At 75.3% G+C, this 16,654-nt stretch carries 15 protein-coding genes; 8 read left to right on the top strand and 7 right to left on the bottom strand.

All coding sequences use genetic code 11. The annotated features are described in order from the left end of the window. Window positions 1-89: 89 nt before the first annotated feature. On the bottom strand, window positions 90-1,304 hold the full coding sequence (locus G5V58_RS24295) for a hypothetical protein (RefSeq protein WP_165238042.1): 1,215 nt from the start codon (window positions 1,302-1,304) through the stop codon (window positions 90-92). Beyond that, entirely contained in the window at window positions 1,301-1,690 is a 390-nt protein-coding gene (locus tag G5V58_RS24290) for a hypothetical protein (RefSeq protein ID WP_165238040.1), read from the bottom strand. The genes G5V58_RS24295 and G5V58_RS24290 overlap by 4 nt, the downstream gene beginning before the upstream one ends. 231 nt (window positions 1,691-1,921) lie before the next feature. Here G5V58_RS24290 and G5V58_RS24285 point away from each other — a divergent pair, with 231 nt between their 5' ends. Beyond that, the gene (locus G5V58_RS24285) at window positions 1,922-3,211 is read left to right on the top strand and encodes a choice-of-anchor P family protein (protein ID WP_165238038.1); all 1,290 of its coding nucleotides are present in this window, start codon (window positions 1,922-1,924) and stop codon (window positions 3,209-3,211) included. A 67-nt stretch (window positions 3,212-3,278) separates the two neighbouring features. After that, on the top strand, window positions 3,279-4,472 hold the full coding sequence (locus G5V58_RS24280) for an MFS transporter (protein WP_230486928.1): 1,194 nt from the start codon (window positions 3,279-3,281) through the stop codon (window positions 4,470-4,472). Between the two features lie 9 nt (window positions 4,473-4,481). Here the strand turns inward: G5V58_RS24280 and G5V58_RS24275 are convergent, their stop codons facing one another. Continuing rightward, window positions 4,482-4,883 carry a hypothetical protein gene (locus G5V58_RS24275; protein ID WP_165238036.1) on the bottom strand — a complete coding sequence of 134 codons (402 nt, stop codon included), beginning with the start codon at window positions 4,881-4,883 and terminating at the stop codon, window positions 4,482-4,484. A gap of 157 nt (window positions 4,884-5,040) precedes the next feature. Between G5V58_RS24275 and G5V58_RS24270 the strand changes: the two genes are divergently transcribed. The 5 genes from G5V58_RS24270 to G5V58_RS24250 all read left to right on the top strand — a co-directional run bounded on the left by G5V58_RS24270 (window position 5,041) and on the right by G5V58_RS24250 (window position 11,121). Next, window positions 5,041-5,685, top strand: coding sequence for a response regulator (locus G5V58_RS24270; protein ID WP_230486927.1), 645 nt, complete (start codon window positions 5,041-5,043; stop codon window positions 5,683-5,685). 10 nt (window positions 5,686-5,695) lie between these two features. Then, the gene (locus tag G5V58_RS24265; protein ID WP_165238034.1) at window positions 5,696-7,414 is read left to right on the top strand and encodes a sensor histidine kinase; all 1,719 of its coding nucleotides are present in this window, start codon (window positions 5,696-5,698) and stop codon (window positions 7,412-7,414) included. A 66-nt stretch (window positions 7,415-7,480) separates the two neighbouring features. Then, complete coding sequence (locus G5V58_RS24260) at window positions 7,481-7,864, top strand: hypothetical protein (RefSeq protein WP_165227632.1); 384 nt, start codon at window positions 7,481-7,483, stop codon at window positions 7,862-7,864. Window positions 7,865-7,906: 42 nt separating this feature from the next. Continuing rightward, a complete protein-coding gene (locus G5V58_RS24255; RefSeq protein ID WP_165238032.1) occupies window positions 7,907-8,659 on the top strand; it encodes an IclR family transcriptional regulator in 753 nt (250 codons plus the stop codon). A 41-nt stretch (window positions 8,660-8,700) separates the two neighbouring features. Further along, window positions 8,701-11,121 (top strand): amidohydrolase family protein, encoded by a 2,421-nt coding sequence (locus G5V58_RS24250; RefSeq protein WP_165238030.1) that lies wholly within the window; start codon window positions 8,701-8,703, stop codon window positions 11,119-11,121. Here the strand turns inward: G5V58_RS24250 and G5V58_RS24245 are convergent. Continuing rightward, the gene (locus tag G5V58_RS24245; RefSeq protein ID WP_230486926.1) at window positions 11,078-12,358 is read right to left on the bottom strand and encodes an amino acid permease; all 1,281 of its coding nucleotides are present in this window, start codon (window positions 12,356-12,358) and stop codon (window positions 11,078-11,080) included. The genes G5V58_RS24250 and G5V58_RS24245 overlap by 44 nt on opposite strands. A gap of 53 nt (window positions 12,359-12,411) precedes the next feature. Here G5V58_RS24245 and G5V58_RS24240 point away from each other — a divergent pair, with 53 nt between their 5' ends. Further along, entirely contained in the window at window positions 12,412-13,377 is a 966-nt protein-coding gene (locus tag G5V58_RS24240) for a GlxA family transcriptional regulator (protein ID WP_230486925.1), read from the top strand. Here the strand turns inward: G5V58_RS24240 and G5V58_RS26265 are convergent. The 3 genes from G5V58_RS26265 to G5V58_RS24220 all read right to left on the bottom strand — a co-directional run bounded on the left by G5V58_RS26265 (window position 13,374) and on the right by G5V58_RS24220 (window position 16,646). Continuing rightward, window positions 13,374-14,753 (bottom strand): DUF4118 domain-containing protein, encoded by a 1,380-nt coding sequence (locus G5V58_RS26265; protein WP_230486924.1) that lies wholly within the window; start codon window positions 14,751-14,753, stop codon window positions 13,374-13,376. The two genes, G5V58_RS24240 and G5V58_RS26265, sit on opposite strands and share 4 nt — an antisense overlap. 86 nt (window positions 14,754-14,839) lie before the next feature. After that, on the bottom strand, window positions 14,840-15,421 hold the full coding sequence (locus G5V58_RS24225) for a dihydrofolate reductase family protein (protein ID WP_165238024.1): 582 nt from the start codon (window positions 15,419-15,421) through the stop codon (window positions 14,840-14,842). A gap of 97 nt (window positions 15,422-15,518) precedes the next feature. Continuing rightward, entirely contained in the window at window positions 15,519-16,646 is a 1,128-nt protein-coding gene (locus G5V58_RS24220; protein ID WP_165238022.1) for a right-handed parallel beta-helix repeat-containing protein, read from the bottom strand. Window positions 16,647-16,654 lie beyond the last annotated feature (8 nt).

Raw genomic sequence — 16,654 nt, 5'->3', positions numbered from 1 at the left:
CCGCCAGCCAACACCCGCGCGTGCGGAGCGGCCAGAGCGGCGCGCGCCGACGCGTCTCGGATCCGAGACGCGGCGACCTGGACCGGGGGTCAGCGCAGGACGCTGGTCCCGATCCCGTCGTCGTCGACCCAGTCCGCCTCGTCGCCGCTCAGCTCGCGGCGCCCGTCCTTGCGGCGCTTGGTCTCGTGGTCCCCTCCGGCGGCCCGACCGCCGGCGGCGTACGCCCCGCGACTCCCGGAGCCGCGCGTCCCGGAACCGCCGGAGCCACGACCGCCCGCCGCGGACGCACCGCCCCTGGCCCCACCGCCCGCGCCGCCACCCGTGGCCACCACGCTCGGCGGCCGTCCGACGCCGGCACCGGCCGCACCCGGCGACCCGACGCTCCCGGCGCCGCCGCCGCCGCCGAAGGCACCGAGCCCGCCGGCGACCGCACCGCCGAGGGAGCCGGCCACGGCCACGCCCGGCGCACCCAGCCCGGACAGGCCGCCCAGCCCGGGAACGCCGGCACCACCCACGGCCGCGCCCGCGAGCCCGCCCGCGGACAGCCCGCCCCCGAGCGAGCCGGGACCCTGCGGGACGCCGACCTCGGGGCCGACGCCGAGCGGGGACGGTCCGACCGGGCCTGCGGGCGTGGTCGGGCCGGTCTCCTCCGGGTCGTGGTGCTCCCCGGGGCCGGGGTCGTCGTCGAAGCCGCCCTTCGGGCCGTCCCAGCCGCCGGAGACCACGTCGGGGTCGCCGTTGCCGTGCACGGTCTTCATCTGCTGGATGGCCTGGTCGTAGGACGCCTGCATCCGGGCGGTGGCCTCGGCCGCCGCCTGCTCCTGCTCGGCGGACTGCTGCCGGTAGGAGTGCTGGTCGCTGCCGTACTGCGACAGCACCAGCACCTCCCGCCCCTCGCTCGAGCCGGGCGAGCGGCGCGGCGGTCGCGGCCGCTGCAGCGGCTGGTCCTCGATCTCCTCGTGGACCGCCCGCGCCCGCATCATGGCGGTGGCGGCGGTCTCGAGCGCGTCGGCCCCCCGCTCGAAGCGCTGCGAGTGCTGCAGCATCGCGTCCGAGGCGGCCCGGAACTGGGCGGCGGCCGCCGGGCCGGACTCGCCGCCGAAGGTTTCGGCCACGTTGCGGCTGCGGGCATCGAGCTCCTCGGCGACCGCCTGCAGCACCCGGGCGCAGACTAGCCACTGCTGGGCGGCGTCGTAGACCTCCTCGGGCTGCACGCCGGTGACGAACTTCTTGAGGCGGTCGCGCTGGTAGCGCCCCGGGCCGCCGCCGCCCGTGGCCACGAGCACGCCGACCTGCTGGCTCACTGCGCGACCCACTCGGTGGTCGGGTCGAGCGGGGCCGCGACGGCCTCCACCCCGGCCTGGTAGGGCCGGACCGAGACGGCCGCGTCGTCGTCGACCGCTTGGAGCCGCTGGGCGTGCTCGCGGACCAGGTCGCCGGTCATCCGCAGGTGCGCGTCGAGCTCGGCCAGGGCGTCCTGCATGACCTGGTGCGCCATGAGGGAGTGCCGACCCAGCGTGAGGCCGATGGTGGACTGGCCGAACGACATCGCCCCCGGCGCGCGGACGGGCGCCCGGCGCACCTCGCCGGCGGTGTCCTCCAGGACGGCCGCGATCTGGCTGACCAGCTCCGGCGAGAGCTGGAGCGTGCGCGGATCGACCTCGCCGCCGGGTGTCGTGCTGTCCACCATCGCCACGCCTCCTGCGCCGGTCCCCGTCGCCACGTACCCGTGTCGTGGCTGTCCGGTTCCTTCCCCTGTGTGGACGCGCGCGAAACGCCTGCGGTTCTCCGCGGTCCGCCGGTCTGGACCCTCCCGACCCGACCCCGCAGGCTCCGGTCTGGACGCGCTGTTGTTACGCAGGAGTAACCCAGGGCCTCATCGGGCAGTTGTAGTCAGCAGCCCACCGACCCAGGAGCACCCATGCGCGCCACCCTCCGTCCGGTCGCCGTCGCCGCGGCCGGCCTCGCCCTGATCGCCACCGCCGCCACGGCGCCCGCCGCCGTGGCGGCCGAGCCGCACGGCCACCACCACAACCAGGGCGGCAAGGACACCACGCCGTACGCCTTCCGCGCGGTGAGCTACGGGACCCGGATCCGCGGCGGGCAGCTGCCGGTCTCGTCGGGCACCACGTCCTACCAGGCCATCGCCTGCACCAACCGCCTCGGCACCGGCAAGGAGAACCAGGTCGCCACCGTCGAGCTGCCCGGGCTGGGCCGGCTCGACGGCGTCTACGCGACCACGGGCACGTCGGGCGGCGGCGACGACGTGGCGTCGTACTCCACGCACACGATCGGCAGCCTGACCCTGGACGTCCCGAACGTGCTGGGCCTGAAGATCAAGGCCATCCAGGCCAGCTCGAAGGCCTACCACGACGCCGGCGGCTACCACGCCGACACCGCGGTCTCGGTCGCGGGCATCACGCTCAGCGTGGCCGGCCAGGACCTGGTCAGCCTGCCGATCCCGAAGCCCGACGCCCCCGTCGAGGTGCCCGGCCTGGTGCGCATCTCGGTGGGCAAGGAGAAGAAGGTCGTCACCCCGGCCGGCGCGCAGGCCAAGGCCGAGGGACTGGTCATCCAGGTGCTGCCGACCGGCACCAAGATCCAGGTCGCGCACACCGCGGCCAAGCTCGACACCGGCATCCGGCGCGGCCTGTTCTACGGCAAGGCCAACGCCACCCAGGTCAAGGCCGTCGGCGACCTGGTCCGCAGCGGCCCGCAGCCGCTCGAGGTGATGCCCTGCCAGGGCACCGGCGGCGAGACCCGCACCAAGAGCCTGGCGTCGGTCTCCGTGCCCGGCGTGCTCCAGGTCGACGGCGCCGGCACCGCGGTGAACGGCCTGCAGACCGGCAAGAAGGCCGCCGGCTACACCACCGCCTCGCTCGCCCGGGCCAACCTGCTCAACGGCGCGCTGGTCATCGACGCGATCACGGCCCGGGCGCACGTGGTGCGCGGCCCGGGCGGGGTGCACGCCGACAGCGACGGCACCCAGATCGGTGGCGTCGTGGTCCAGGGGCAGTCGATCCCGGTCGGGGCGCTCGAGGGCCTGGAGATCCCGGGGGTGCTGCGGGTCGACACGAACGTGGTGACCAGGACCAACGGCGGCATCGACGTGGTGGGCGTGCGCATCACCCTGCTCGACGGCAGCGGCGCGGTCATCGACCTGGCCCACGCGGAGCTCAAGATCGCCGGGGCCGACCTGCCCAAGAAGTAGCGCCGGCGCGTCTCACGCCCGGCGCCACACGCGCCGGGCGGCGCCAGGGCGGCGTTGAATCGGCCGGGTGACGACGTACGCCGACCCCGCCGCCCGGGTCGGGGTGCGCCGGCGGTGGGCGATGCTCGCCGCGAGCACGCTGGCCCAGGCCGCGACCGCGGTGATGATCCACGGCCCGGCGTTCCTCATCCCCGCCCTGCACGAGCGCGGGCTGAGCCTGGCCCAGGCCGGGCTCGTGGCCGCCGCGCCGATGGCCGGGGTGGTGCTCGCGCTGGTCCCGTGGGGGCTCCTCACCGACCGCCGCGGCGAGCGGCTGGTGCTGCTCGCGGGGCTGGTCGGCGCCGCCGTCTTCGGCGCCCTCGCGGCCCTGTCCGGCTCGGTGCCGCTGCTGGCCGTCGGGCTCGGCCTGGCCGGGCTCTTCGGGGCGAGCAGCAGCGTGGCCAGCGGGCGCGTGGTCGTCGGCTGGTTCCCCGCCGGCCGGCGCGGCCTGGCCATGGGCATCCGCCAGATGTCGCAGCCCACCGGCGTCGGGATCGCCGCGGTGACGATGGCCGTGGTCGCCGATGCGGCCGGGCCGTACGCCGCGGTGTGGGTCCCCGTGGCCGCCTGCGCGATCGCCGCGGTGCTGGTCGCGCTGGTGGTCGTCGACCCGCCACGACCGGCCGGCGGCCCCACGGCGGCGCCGAGCCCCTACCGCGCCGACCACTACCTCCCCCGCATCCACGGCGTCTCGGTCCTGCTCGTGGTCCCGCAGTTCGTGGTGTGGACCTTCGCGCTGGTGTGGCTGGTCCAGGACCGCGGCTGGTCCCCGGCCGCGGCCGGCGTGCTGGTCGCCGTCGCGCAGGTCGCCGGCGCCCTGGGCCGGATCGGCGTCGGCCAGCTCTCCGACGTGGTGTCCAGCCGGATGCGCCCGCTGCGCTGGGTGACCGTGGCCGCGGCCGCCGTCATGCTGCTGCTCGGCCTCACGGCCGGCTGGGCCGTGCCGGTCGCCGTACCCCTGGTGGTCCTGGCCACCCTCGTGACGGTGGCCGACAACGGCCTGGCCTTCACCGCCGTGGCCGAGCGGGCCGGGCCGTTCTGGTCCGGCCGCGCCCTCGGTGTGCAGAACACGGCACAGTTCGTGGCCGCGACCGCCGTGCCGCCCGTCGCCGGGCTGGCCGTGGCGGCCTTCGGCTACTCGGCGACGTTCGCCCTGGCCGCCCTCTTCCCGCTCGCCGCGCTCGGCCTCGTGCCGGTGCGCCACGAGCGGGAGCTGTCCTGACCTCGCCTCTCAGTCCGCGGCCGGGAGTCGCCGTGGCCCGGAGAACATCAGCACCACGATGACGACGGTGAGCACGACACCGAAGCCGACGAGCGCCTTCACGGCCATGGGCACGTCGACGAAGAACGCCGGCAGACCGGTGAGCGTGATGACGATGATGGCGCCGGCGGCGATGCGGTGCGCCACCCGGTTGCCGCGCCAGGCCAGGATGGCGGCGACGAGTCCCACCACCCCGAGGAGGGTGTCGACCACCAGGATCGACAGGGGAGGACCCGGGTCGTCGCCGCTGTCGGCCGGGAAGAGGAACGACGGGATGTTGCTGAGGCTGTAGAGCGCGCACAGGACCAGTCCGACCTTCTGCGCGGTGCTCAGCGCGACGGTCGTGCGGGTGGTGACGGTGGTGCTGGACATGGTGGCCTCCGGTGGAGTCGTGGTCGGACGGCTCCACGCTCGGACCGCTGCACGTCCCCGCCCCAGAGCATCCCGTCCTGCGCCCTTCCCGACCAGACCCCCGACCCGGGGAACTTCTTCCCGGGCGCTGAGGCTCCGGGACCGCGATGATGGGACCGTGTCCATCCGCGTGCTGCTCGCCGACGACCACCCGGTGGTCCGGCGCGGGCTGGCCGCGCTGCTGGACACGCTGCCGGAGTTCGAGGTGGTGGGCGAGGCGGAGGACGGGGAGGCGGCGGTCCGCGAGACCCAGCTCACCCAGCCCGACGTCGTGCTGATGGACGTCCGGATGCCCGGCATCGACGGGGTCGAGGCCACCCGGCGCATCCGGAGCGCCGTGCCGGACACGGCCGTGCTGGTGCTGACCATGTACGAGGACGACGCCACCGTCTTCACCGCCATGAGGGCCGGCGCCCAGGGCTACCTGCTCAAGGGCGCGGAGCAGGAGGACATCGCCGACGCGATCCGCGCGGTCGCCCGCGGGCAGGCGATCTTCGGCCCGGGCATCGCGGCGCGACTGCTCGACCACTTCGCCCACCCGCCTGCGGGGCTCGCCGACGACCCGTTCCCCGAGCTCACCGGTCGCGAGAAGGAGATCCTCGAGCTCCTCGCGCGGGGTCTGCGCACCGCCGAGATCGCCGCGACCCTGCACCTGTCACCCAAGACGGTGAGCAACAACCTCACCACGATCTTCGTCAAGCTCGAGGTCACTGACCGCACCGCGGCGGTCATCCGGGCGCGCGAGCGCGGACTCGGCGGCTGACGTGGCCCTGGTGCCGCTCGTCGCCACCCTGGTGGCGGCGTCGTTCGGCGGCAGCGGTGTGGCCCTGCTGCTGCGCCGGTCCGCGCCCTGGTCGGCCAGCCTCATGGTGGTGGCCGGTCTCACCGGCGGGGCGGCGGTCGCCCTCGAGGTGGGGGGCCACCGCGACGCCGCGACGGCCGTGGGCATGGCGGCCGGCGCCCTGGTCGCGCCACTCGCTCTGGCGACGTACCCCCGGACCCGTGGGCGCAGCCCCGTCGACTTCGTCGCGCTGGTCGCGCTGGGCGGGTGCGGGGTCGTCACCGTCGCCTACCACGTCTCCGACGTGCTGTTCCTCATGGGACTGGTGCAGTCGACGGTGTTCCTCGCTCACACCTGGTGGCGCATCGAGACGGCCGGTGGGGCCGAGCGGCGGGCGCTCGTCTGGCTGGCGCTGGCCGCGTCCACGACGACGCTGGTGGAGTTCTTCGTCGCGTTCTCGGCTCCCGACGCGAAGGACCTCAACACCCTCAGCCTGCTGGTGTTCTGTGCGATCGGCCCGATGATGTACGTCGGCGCGACGCTCCCCGACCTGGTCGACGTGCGCGGCCTGGTCGTCGGTGCCGTCGTCACCGCCGTCGCGCTGCTGATGGTGATGGCCGTCTTCGTGCTGGAGCTCGCGCTGCTCGACGCCCTCGGCGCCCCTGGCCCGCTCAACTCCGGGGCCCTCGCGCTGCTCGCCGCGCTGGCGGCCGTCGCCTACCAGCCCACCCGCGTAGCGCTGCGCGGGGTCGTCGACCAACTGCTCTTCGGCGAGCGGCCCGACCCGCTCGGGGCCGCGTCGGCCGTGGCCGGGCGGATCGGCACCGACCCGGCGCTCGCCCTGCGCGCGATCCGGGAGGCGCTGCTGCTGCCGTACGCCGAGCTGCGCGTCGACGGCGTGCCCCTGGCCACCTCCGGCACGGAGACCACGCACACCCGGACCCTCGACCTCGACGGGGCGGGATCGCTGGTCGTGGGCCTGCGGCCGGGCGACCTGTCCTTCTCCCCCGGCGACGAGCAGGTGCTCCGGCTGACGGTGCCGCTGCTCGCCCAGACGCTGCGGGCGCGGGCGCTGGCCGAGGACCTGCTCGAGTCGCGGGGGCAGACCATCGCCGCGGTCGAGGAGGAGCGGCGGCGGCTGCGGCGCGACCTGCACGACGGGCTGGGGCCGCGCCTGTCCGGGGTGGCCTTCACCTCCGACGCCGCGCGCAACCTGATCCGCACCGACCCGGGGGCCGCGGAGGCGCTGGTGACCCAGCTGCGGGCCGACACCGTCACCGCGATCGAGGAGATCCGCCAGCTGGTCTACGCGATGCGGCCGCCCGCGCTCGACGAGCTCGGGCTGGTGCCGGCGCTGCGGCAGCAGGCCCAGGGCCTGCGCCACGGCGACGGCACGCCGATCGCGGTGGAGGTGCAGGCCCCGCTGCCGTTGCCCGAGCTGCCGGCCGCGGTCGAGGTGGCGGCGTACCGCATCGTCACCGAGGCGCTCACCAACGTGGCCCGCCACAGCACCAGCCCGACGGCGTGCGTGCGCCTCGACCCGGCGCCCGACGGGCTGCGCCTGGAGGTCACCGACACCGGCGCGAGCGGCACCTGGCGTCCCGGGGTCGGGCTGTCCTCGATGCGCGAGCGCGCCACCGAGCTGGGCGGCACCCTCGACGCCGGGCCCGGTCCGACGGGCGGGCGGGTGGCGGCGCTGCTGCCGCTGTGAGCGGGCCGCGTGTGCGCCCGCGCGCGGGGTACCGACCCCTCAGCGCGGGGGGATGAGGGAGGAGTCATGTCGGACACCGTCGCCACGATCCTGGTGGTCGCGGCCGTGATCCTGGTCGTCGCCGTGGTGGCGGCCGTGCTGATGCGCACCCGGGGCCGGGAGCGCCGGGCGCGGGAGGCGCAGGAGCTGCGCAGCACCGCCGCCGCCGAGTCCACCGACGTCGAGCACGCCCAGCGCGAGGCCGCCGCCCGCCGCTCGGCGGCCGAGGCCGCACGTGAGCAGGCCGAGAGGGCCGAGGCGCACGCCGCCGAGGCCGAGCGCGAGGTCGCCCACAGCGAGGCCCGGCGCGAGGACATCGTGCGCGAGGCGGACCGGATCGACCCGCAGGTCGACCACCGCAGCGCGGACTACACGCCGGGCGACGTGAGCCCGCCCAAGCACCAGGCCTGACCGCACGCGCCCCGCGGCGCCGCGTCGCCCTAGGCTCCTGGCGTGCCCCAGGTGCCCGCCGCGACGCGTGCGCTGCGGGTGCTGCGCTACCTGGCCAGCCAACCGGACCCGGTGCCGCTCGAGGCGATCGTGCGCGCTTGCGGGCTGCCGCGCTCCTCGGCGTACCACCTGGTCACGGCGATGGAGGCCGAGGGCTTCGTGGTGCACCTGGCCGACGAGCACCGCTACGGCCTCGGGGTCGCGGCGTTCGAGGTCGGCACCGGCTACGCGCGCCAGGCGCCGCTCCAGCGGATCGCCCGGCGGCCGCTGGCCGAGCTGGTGGACCGGGTCCAGCAGAGCGCCCACCTCGCGGTGCTGCACGGGCGCGACGTCCTCTACGTCCTGGAGGACCGCGCACCCGGTCGGCCCCCGCTGGTCACCGACGTCGGGGTCCGGCTGCCCGCCGCGCTGACCGCGAGCGGACGGGCGGTGCTCGCCCGGCTGCCCGCCGCGCAGGTGCGCGCGCTGTTCCCGTCCGCCGCGGCCTTCGTGGACCGGCACGGCGCCGGGCCGACCTCGCTGTCGGCGCTGCGGACCCTGCTGGCCGAGACCCGCCAGCGGGGGTACGCCGTGGAGTCGGGCGAGGTGACGCCCGGCCTGTCCTCGGTCGCCGTCGCGGCCCTGGACCACAACGAGCACCCGCTGGCCGGGGTGGCGGTGACCTACGAGACCGGGTCCGCGGACCCCGGGGAGCTGGCCGCGGAGGTGGGCCGCACCGCCCGGCTGCTCAGCGCTCGCTTCGGCGGCCGCAGCTGACAACCGTGGACAGCGGCCCGCGCGCTGCCTAGGTTGCGTGGATGCACGACACACGGGGAGAAGCAGGACAGGCGCGCCATCGACTGGTCTGGGCGGTGGTCCTGGCGGGCGCACTCATCGCCGGGGCGCTCGCGCTGCCGTCGTACGCCGGCCAGGGCGGCGGGCGGACCGGGTCGATGCAGTCGATCCAGAACCAGCAGAAGCAGCAGGCCCTGGGCAAGGTCATGAAGAACCAGATCTCGCGCGGCCTGGCCCTGGGCGAGGAGGGCGACGACCCGGCCACCGTGCTCACCAAGCTGAGCGGCACCGCCGCGGTCGCGCTGCAGCGCGAGATGAAGGACCCGGAACTGCGGAAGGTCCCGGTGATGCAGAAGCGGCTGCGCACGCCGCAGGACCGCTACGCGATGGCGAACGGCTGCTACCGGGTGGCCGGCCAGCCGGTCTTCTTCAAGCCGACCGACCTCGGGCAGTACCTCCTCTACACCGCGGGCGCGCGCTTCCTGGTCCCCGACGGCACCGCGGACAAGCCGAGTGACGCCACCGTGTGGACGGCGCAGCAGGTCGGCAGGAAGAAGCCCCGCTTCACCTTCACCAACGCCAGCGGCCGGCTCACGCTGGGCGGGACCTCGACGTTCCGGCTGCAGCGGACCACGGGCTGCACGGCGTACCCCGAGGCGGGCGTGGACATCAGCGGCCGCCCGGCGGCCGGTGTGACGAAGTACCAGGAGGTCCGCGGGTACGTCGACGCGCACACCCACGGCATGGCCTTCGAGTTCCTGGGCGGCGACGCGCACTGCGGCAAGCCGTGGGACCGCTTCGGCGCGCCGTACGCCCTGGTCGACTGCGTCGACCACACGCTGACCGGCGGCTTCGGCGGCGTGCTCGAGGACGCGCTGTCGGGCAAGGCCCACCACGACCCCGTGGGCTGGCCGACGTTCAAGGACTGGCCGGCGCCGGAGTCGCTGACCCACGAGGGGACGTACTGGAAGTGGCTGGAGCGCTCGTGGCGCGGCGGCCAGCGGATCTTCGTCAACCTGCTGGTGGAGAACAACCAGCTGTGCAACCTCTACCCGATCAAGCGCAACTCCTGCGACGACATGACCTCGATCCGGCTGCAGGCGCAGGACATGTACAAGCTGCAGGACTACATCGACGCCCAGTTCGGCGGGCCCGGCAAGGGCTTCTACCGGATCGTCACCAACCCGTTCCAGGCGCGCAAGGTCATCAACGCCGGGAAGATGGCGGTGATCATGGGCATCGAGACCAGCGTGCCGTTCGGCTGCTCGGTGAAGCTCGGGACGCCGACCTGCGATGCGGCCGACATCGACCGCCAGCTCGACGAGGTGCACGCGATGGGCGTGCGGCAGATGGAGCTGGTCAACAAGTTCGACAACGCGCTGTCCGGCGTCGCCGGTGACGAGGGCGCGGTCGGCCCGCTGGTCAACGCCGCGAACCTCCTCGAGACCGGCTCGTTCTGGGACATGCGGCACTGCGACCCGGCCGACGGCGAGAGCCACGACCGCAACCAGACCGGCAACCCGGCCATCGACCCCGAGCAGCAGGACGCACTGTTCGGCGCGGTCGCGCAGCTGGGGCTGCCCACCATCGCGGTGCCGCCGCTCTACCCCGCGCCCAACCACTGCAACGCCCGCGGTCTCACCACGCTCGGCGAGCACACCATCCAGGGCCTGGCCGACCGGCACATGGTCTTCGACCCCGACCACATGAGCGTCAAGGCCCGCAGCACGGCCCTCGACTACATCGACCGGATCGGCTACCCCGGCGTCGTCTCCTCCCACTCGTGGGCGACGCCGGACGCCTACCCGCGCATCTACGGCGAGGGCGGCTTCATCACGCCGTACGCCGGCGACTCGACCGGCTTCGTCGACAAGTGGCGCCGCCACGTCGGCTGGGCCGATCCGCGCTACTACTGGGGCATCGGGTACGGCGCCGACATGAACGGCCTCGGCGCGCAGGGCGACCCCCGCGGCGCCGCCGTGGCCAACCCGGTCACCTACCCCTTCAAGGGGCTCAACGGCGTCACCGTGAACAAGCAGACCGCTGGCCAGCGGACCTGGGACATCAACGTCGACGGCGTCGCGCAGTACGGCCTCTACCCCGACTGGATCCAGGACCTCACCAAGGTCGCCGGCGCCGACGGCGACGCCCTGCTCGAGGACATCGAGCGCGGCCCGGAGGCCTACCTGCAGATGTGGGAGCGCGCCGAGGGCATCGCCCCCGACTCCTGCCGCAACCCCGAGCTGCGCAAGAGCGTGCGCAAGGTCGGCAAGCTCATCGAGCCGGGCATGTCCACGCGCGCGGTGATGGCGGCCGTCGGCCAGCCCTACACGCGGCTGGGCTCGACGTACGGCTTCTGCGCGACGGAGGGGAAGAAGAACGTGCGCATCAAGGTGCGCTTCACCCCGGGCGGCAAGGTCGTGGCGCTGCGGCGGGCGCGCTGAGCGCCCGGCGCGAGAGCAGGGCCAGTGCGCTGACGACGAGCGGCACCGCCACGTGGCCGGCGGCCGACGGCACCACCGCCGCGGTGAGCAGGACGGTCAGCGCCGCGCAGAACCGGCCCCAGCCCCGCAGCAGGCGCAGGCCCGAGGCGGCCGCGAGCAGGTAGACCGCGACCACGAGGGTGGCCGGGACGACGACCAGCGTCTCGGTCCCCCAGCCGGCGCCGGCCGAGACGACGAGGGTGGCCGCGGCGGTGCCGGCGACGGCCAGCACCCCGCCCACGGGCACCCCGCCCCGGATGGTCGCCACGGGCGACGGCAGCCAGCCGCCGCGGGCCAGGCTGAGGCCGAGCCGGGACACGCCGGCCACGAAGGCGTTGGTCGTGCCCAGGCTGATGACCACGGCGACGGCGGCCGCCACCGGAGCCGCCGCCCCGCCCAGGACCCCTTGCAGGACCAGCCCGAGCGCGACATGGTCGACCGACGCCCCGCCGTAGGTCCCGGTGAGGACGACGGCCGCGGCGACACCGAGGTAGAGCGCGGTGACGACCAGGATCGTGATCGCCGTGGCCCGCGGGACGTCGCGGTCGGGGTCGCGGAACTCGCCGACCAGGTGGGCGACGGCCTCCCAGCCGGCGAAGGCGTAGAACAGCACGACCACCCCGGCCCCGATCGGTGCGACGCCGTGCGGGGCGAACGGCGTGAGCCGGTCGACCGACGCCTGTGGGACGGCCGCGGCCACCACGGCGATGAGGGCGACCGCGACCAGCCCGGCCAGGCCGAGCTGGACCGGGCCGCTGACCCGCACGCCGGCCAGATTGGCCACGGTGGCGGTGGCGAGGATCGCCGCGGCCACGGCGTACGCCGCGACGGGGCCGCCTCCGAGGGCGTGGGCCACGTAGTAGCCGCCGGTGAGCGGCACGACCGCCTGCCCGACCGATCCGGCCACGAAGTACCACCACCCCGTCACGCCGCCGGCCGTCCGCCCGAAGGCCAGCCCGACGTACGTGGCCACGCCGCCGGCGTCCGGCTGCCGTCGCGCCAGCGCCGCGAAGACCACCGCGAGCGGCACGCCCATGGCCGCGGCGAAGGCCCAGGAGAGCAGCGAGGCCGGGCCCGCCAGCGAGGCGATCTGACCGGGCAGCACGAGGACGCCGGCGCCGAGGAGGGCGCTGACGTAGAGCGCGGTGCCCTGGGCCGGGCCGATGCGGGGCGTCAGGGCGGAGCTGGGGGTGGTCACGGCTCCACGGTGCCGCCGCGTCGTGGCGTCGCGGGAGTGGCAGACTAGCCATGGTGAGCAAGGAATCGGACAGCCGTCACCGCGTGGTCCTGGTGGCCAGCCCTGGGGTCCCGCTCTTCGAGCTCTCGATCCCGGCCGAGGTCTTCGGCATCGACCGGCGCGAGCTGACCCCGCAGTGGTACGACTTCGCGCTGGTCTCGACCGACGAGCCGGGCACCGCCGTCGCCCACGGGCTCGTGGTCCCGGCCGGCGCGGGGCTCGCCGCGCTCGAGCAGGCCGACACGGTCGTGGTGCCGGCCTGCGCCGACGTGCAGGGCGCGCCGCCGCCCGCGCTGGTCGAGGCGCTGCGGGCCGCGCACGCGCGCGGGACGCGCATCGCGGCCACCTGCACCGGCAGCTTCGTGCTGGCCGAGGCGGGGCTCCTCGACGGCCGGCGGGCGGCGACGCACTGGATGCACGCCGACGCGCTGCGCCGCCGCTACCCGAGCGTCCGCGTCGACGAGCAGGTGCTCTACGTCCACGACGACGTGTGGACCTCCGCCGGGAGCGCCGCCGGCCTCGACATGTGCCTCGAGCTGGTCCGCCGAGACCTCGGCTCCGCCGTCGCCAACGAGCTGGCCCGGCGGATCGTCGTGCCGCCGCACCGCGGGGGCGGTCAGGCCCAGTTCATCCGGCCCAGCACCCGGACCGCGGGCCCGCGCCGGGACGTCCAGGAGTGGGCCCGTGCGCACCTGGCCGACGCCACCGTCGTGGCGATGGCCGAGCACGCGGGCGTCAGCACCCGGACCCTGCACCGGCAGTTCCTCGGGCGCACCGGCCAGTCACCCCAGGCCTGGCTGCAGGGCCTGCGCCTCGACACCGCGGCCGAGCTGCTGGAGAGCACCGACCTGGGCATCGGCGCGGTGGCCCACCGGGTCGGGCTCGGCACGGCCACGAACCTGCGCGCGCAGTTCGCCGCGGCGTACGGCGTCCCACCCTCGGACTACCGGGCGACCTTCCGCGGCCGCGACGCGTCCTAGGGGCGCTCGACCCGGTCCACCAGGACGCCGATCTTGTCGATGCGGTGCTCGGGGTTGCCGAAGCGGTCGTGCCAGAAGTTCCCGGCGGCGTGGTCCTCCGGCGTCGCGCAGGTCGACAGCGTGAGGTAGCCCCGGCGCGGCACCCGGCCGGGGTGGCCCGGCACCGGGGCACGCTGCTCGCGCAGCGACCGCGCCGAGCGGAAGGAGACCCAGCGGGTCTTGACGATGCGGTAGACGTAGCGCCACGGCCCGGCGTCGACGTACACCTCGTCGCCCTTGTCCAGCGTCGGCGTGCGCCGGAAGATCCCGCCGTGCGAGGTGCGGTGCGCGGTGACCTGGTAGTTGCCGATGCCGCCGGGGCCGGTGCCCCCGTGCGGGCCGTGTGGGCTCGCGGCGATGCCGCGGTCCTGGATGCGGGTGCCGGGTGCGTCGTCGGTCCTGCCGCGGTAGGCGACGACCCGCAGGTCGTGCACGCCGGCGCCGGGGACGGTGATGCGCGCGTCGCGCGGGCGGCCGTCGCTGGCCTCGACCGGTGCGGCGGTCGCGGGGGCGGCCGTCAGGGACAGGGCGGCCGCGGCGAGGAGGGCGACGGCGGTGGGTGCGGTGGGGGCCACGAGGCGGTGGTACCCAGCCGGCCCTACCGCGTGTGCGCCGGACCGGACAGCACCGACGCCGCCTGGTCGGCCAGGGTGACCGCGACCAGCCGCTGCTCGAGGGTGGCCCACACCGTGCGCGAGCTGGCGGTGATGACGAAGCGGCCGAGCGGTACGCCGCCCCGGGTGACCGGCAGCTCGAGCACGTCGTTGGTCGGGAGCCCGGAGCGGTCGACGTCGATGGGCGTGCCGTCGCGGCTGACGCTGCCGTCCTGGCCGAGCCGGGGGGCGGTGCGTGGGCGGCCCGGCGACGTACTCGCACCGGTCCACACCCAGCACCTCGGTGATCTGCCGGGCCACGAAGTCCAGGACCACGGGCGGCTCGGCCGCACCCTCGGCCACCAGGGCCGCCGCGCCGAGCACGCCCGTCAGGTAGCCCTCGCGCCGGCTCGCGCCCGCCTGCTGCCGGCGGCCCCACAGGGCCAGCTCGGTGACCAGCACGCCGGTCGCCGTGAGGAGCACCGCGGTCTCGACGTCCTCGCGCTGGTTGATCGTGAAGGTCAGGAACGGCTCGGTGAGGAAGAAGTCGAACCACACCGTGCCGGACAGCGCGGCCACGGTGCCGGCCAGCCGGGAGCCCCCGGCCGCGACCGCGACCACGACGAGGACCAGGACCAGGGCCGCGTTGGCGCTGTGCACCTGGTCGCGCAGGCCACTCAGGGCGGCCGCGACCGCCGGCGGGGCCAGCACCGCCGCGGCCAGGAGGAGAGGACGACGTGCCACTCCTCCATGAACGCTCGCGTTCCGGGGCCGGTCAACGGAGCGGGGTGGATCTTGACGCGATCCTGACGGTCCGGGCCGGGGACCGGTCAGTGGGCCGTCGGCCGGTAGACCAGCTCCACCGTGCTCCCGTCGAGCGTCGTGCTCTCGAGCAGCTCGAGATCGAGGTCACCGGCACCGGCCAGCACCGGTTCGACGCCGGTCGCCGCGGTGACGACCGGGAAGACGGTCACCTGCAGGCGGTCCACCAGGCCGGCGGCGAGCAGCGCCCAGTTGAGCGACAGGCTGCCGTGCGAGCGCAGCGGCACGTCGGACTCCGCCTTGAGCCGCCGCACGACCTCGACGGCGTCCCCGCCCGCCACCGTCGCGTCCGGCCAGTCCAGCGGCTCGCGCAGCGTGGACGAGATCACGGTCATCGGCGACTCGCGCATCGCCGTGACCCACGGGTCACGCACGTCGGCGCCCTCGCTGCTGGCCGCCAGCATGTCGACGAAGCCGCGGAACGTCGTGGCCCCGAAGACCATCCGCACCTCCTCGCCGTAGGTCTCGAGCCGGTGCCGGAGCAGCTCCGGGCCCTGCTTGCCCCAGTAGCCGCCCCAGTCGCCGGGCTCCTGGTAGGAGCCGTAGCCGTCCAGGCTGGCGAAGACGTCCCAGGTGCAGGTCGCGGTCATCGTGCTCTCCTCGGTCGCGGGTGGCCCCGTCGGCCACCCTCCACCGTGTCCACGAACAGCGCCAGAGCCGTACGACGCCCGTTCGGGGTCGAGCCGGTCAGCGCAGCTCGTAGGCGCCGAGGTCGGGACGGCCGACCAGCGGCCGGCGGCGCAGGCCCGCCGGGGCGGCGTACTCCCAGCGCGGGCGCCAGCGCGGCGGCACCCGGACGCCGCGGTCGACGGCCGGGGAGTCCGGCCGCAGCCGGAAGTCGTCGTGCGCGGGGTCGCGGAAGCCGTCGAGCCCGACCCGCCGGTCGCCTCGGCTCGAGGCGGCGCCGTCGGTCAGGTCGCCCGGGCCGACCAGCAGGTTGTTGCGCAGCCGGGCGTGGGCGCCGTCGGTCAGCCGGACGAAGGTGCCGGAGTCGCGGCGGTTGACGAAGGTGTTGTGCACGACCCACAGCTGGTTCGAGCCGGTGAGGCCCTCCTCGCCGTAGGCGATCAGGGCCGGGTTCTCCGAGGCCGGGCCCTGGACGATGACGTTGCCGGCCACGAGCGAGCGGCCGCCGTTGGGCAGGTCGATGGAGTAGCTGGCGGTGGCCGTGCCGTCGTCGAAGAGGTTGCCGACGATGGTGGTGCGGGCGGCGCGCGACTTGAGCTCGTGGCCGACCACCGCGCCGGCGAAGAGGCTGCCGGTGACGCTGAGCGAGCGGACGGCGCCGACGTACAGGTTGTGCGAGTAGCCGTCGCCCGCGCCGTTGCCGACGAAGCGCGACCGTCGGATGACCACGTCGCTGTCCGGCAGCGCGCCGGTGAGGATGCCCTCCTGGTTGTCGTGGAACGACGAGCGGCTGACGGTCAGCCCGTCGCCCTCGAGCCGGATGCCGGCGCCGTTCTGGTCCGGGACGGCCGCGCCGCTGAACTCGATGCGGTCCACCGTGGTGCGGTCGCCCGCGATCACCCAGATCGCCTTGCCCTGTGCGCTCTGCCCGTCGGCGGCCAGGTGGGCCCGGCCGCCGGCGCCGCGCAGGGTGAGGTCGTCCTGGGTCCACGTGGCCACGTCGCCGGCGTAGGTGCCGGCGTCGATGAGCACGGTGTCGCCGTCGCGGGCGACCGCGGCGGCCGCGCTCGGCGTGGTCAGCGCGCGGCTCGGCCCGACGTGCCAGGTCCGCGGCGCGGCCTGCGCGGACGGGGCGCCGAGCGGGAGGACCGGGAGCACCAGCAGGGCGAGGACGACGAGACGGCGCACCGGCCCAG

The organism is Nocardioides anomalus (assembly GCF_011046535.1).
Taxonomy (GTDB): Bacteria; Actinomycetota; Actinomycetes; order Propionibacteriales; family Nocardioidaceae; genus Nocardioides; species Nocardioides anomalus.
The sequence above is the reverse complement of the archived record's forward strand: the minus strand, read 5'-3'. Positions and strand labels throughout refer to the sequence as shown.

Bases quoted from the DNA above. Each gene is read 5' to 3' on its own strand.
- G5V58_RS24250 (WP_165238030.1), top strand. From the start codon at position 8,701: ATGCACGACACACGGGGAGAAGCAGGACAGGCGCGCCATCGACTGGTC.
- G5V58_RS24290 (WP_165238040.1), bottom strand. From the start codon at position 1,690: ATGGTGGACAGCACGACACCCGGCGGCGAGGTCGATCCGCGCACGCTC.
- G5V58_RS24275 (WP_165238036.1), bottom strand. From the start codon at position 4,883: ATGTCCAGCACCACCGTCACCACCCGCACGACCGTCGCGCTGAGCACC.
- G5V58_RS24260 (WP_165227632.1), top strand. From the start codon at position 7,481: ATGTCGGACACCGTCGCCACGATCCTGGTGGTCGCGGCCGTGATCCTG.
- G5V58_RS24285 (WP_165238038.1), top strand. From the start codon at position 1,922: ATGCGCGCCACCCTCCGTCCGGTCGCCGTCGCCGCGGCCGGCCTCGCC.
- G5V58_RS24225 (WP_165238024.1), bottom strand. From the start codon at position 15,421: ATGACCGCGACCTGCACCTGGGACGTCTTCGCCAGCCTGGACGGCTAC.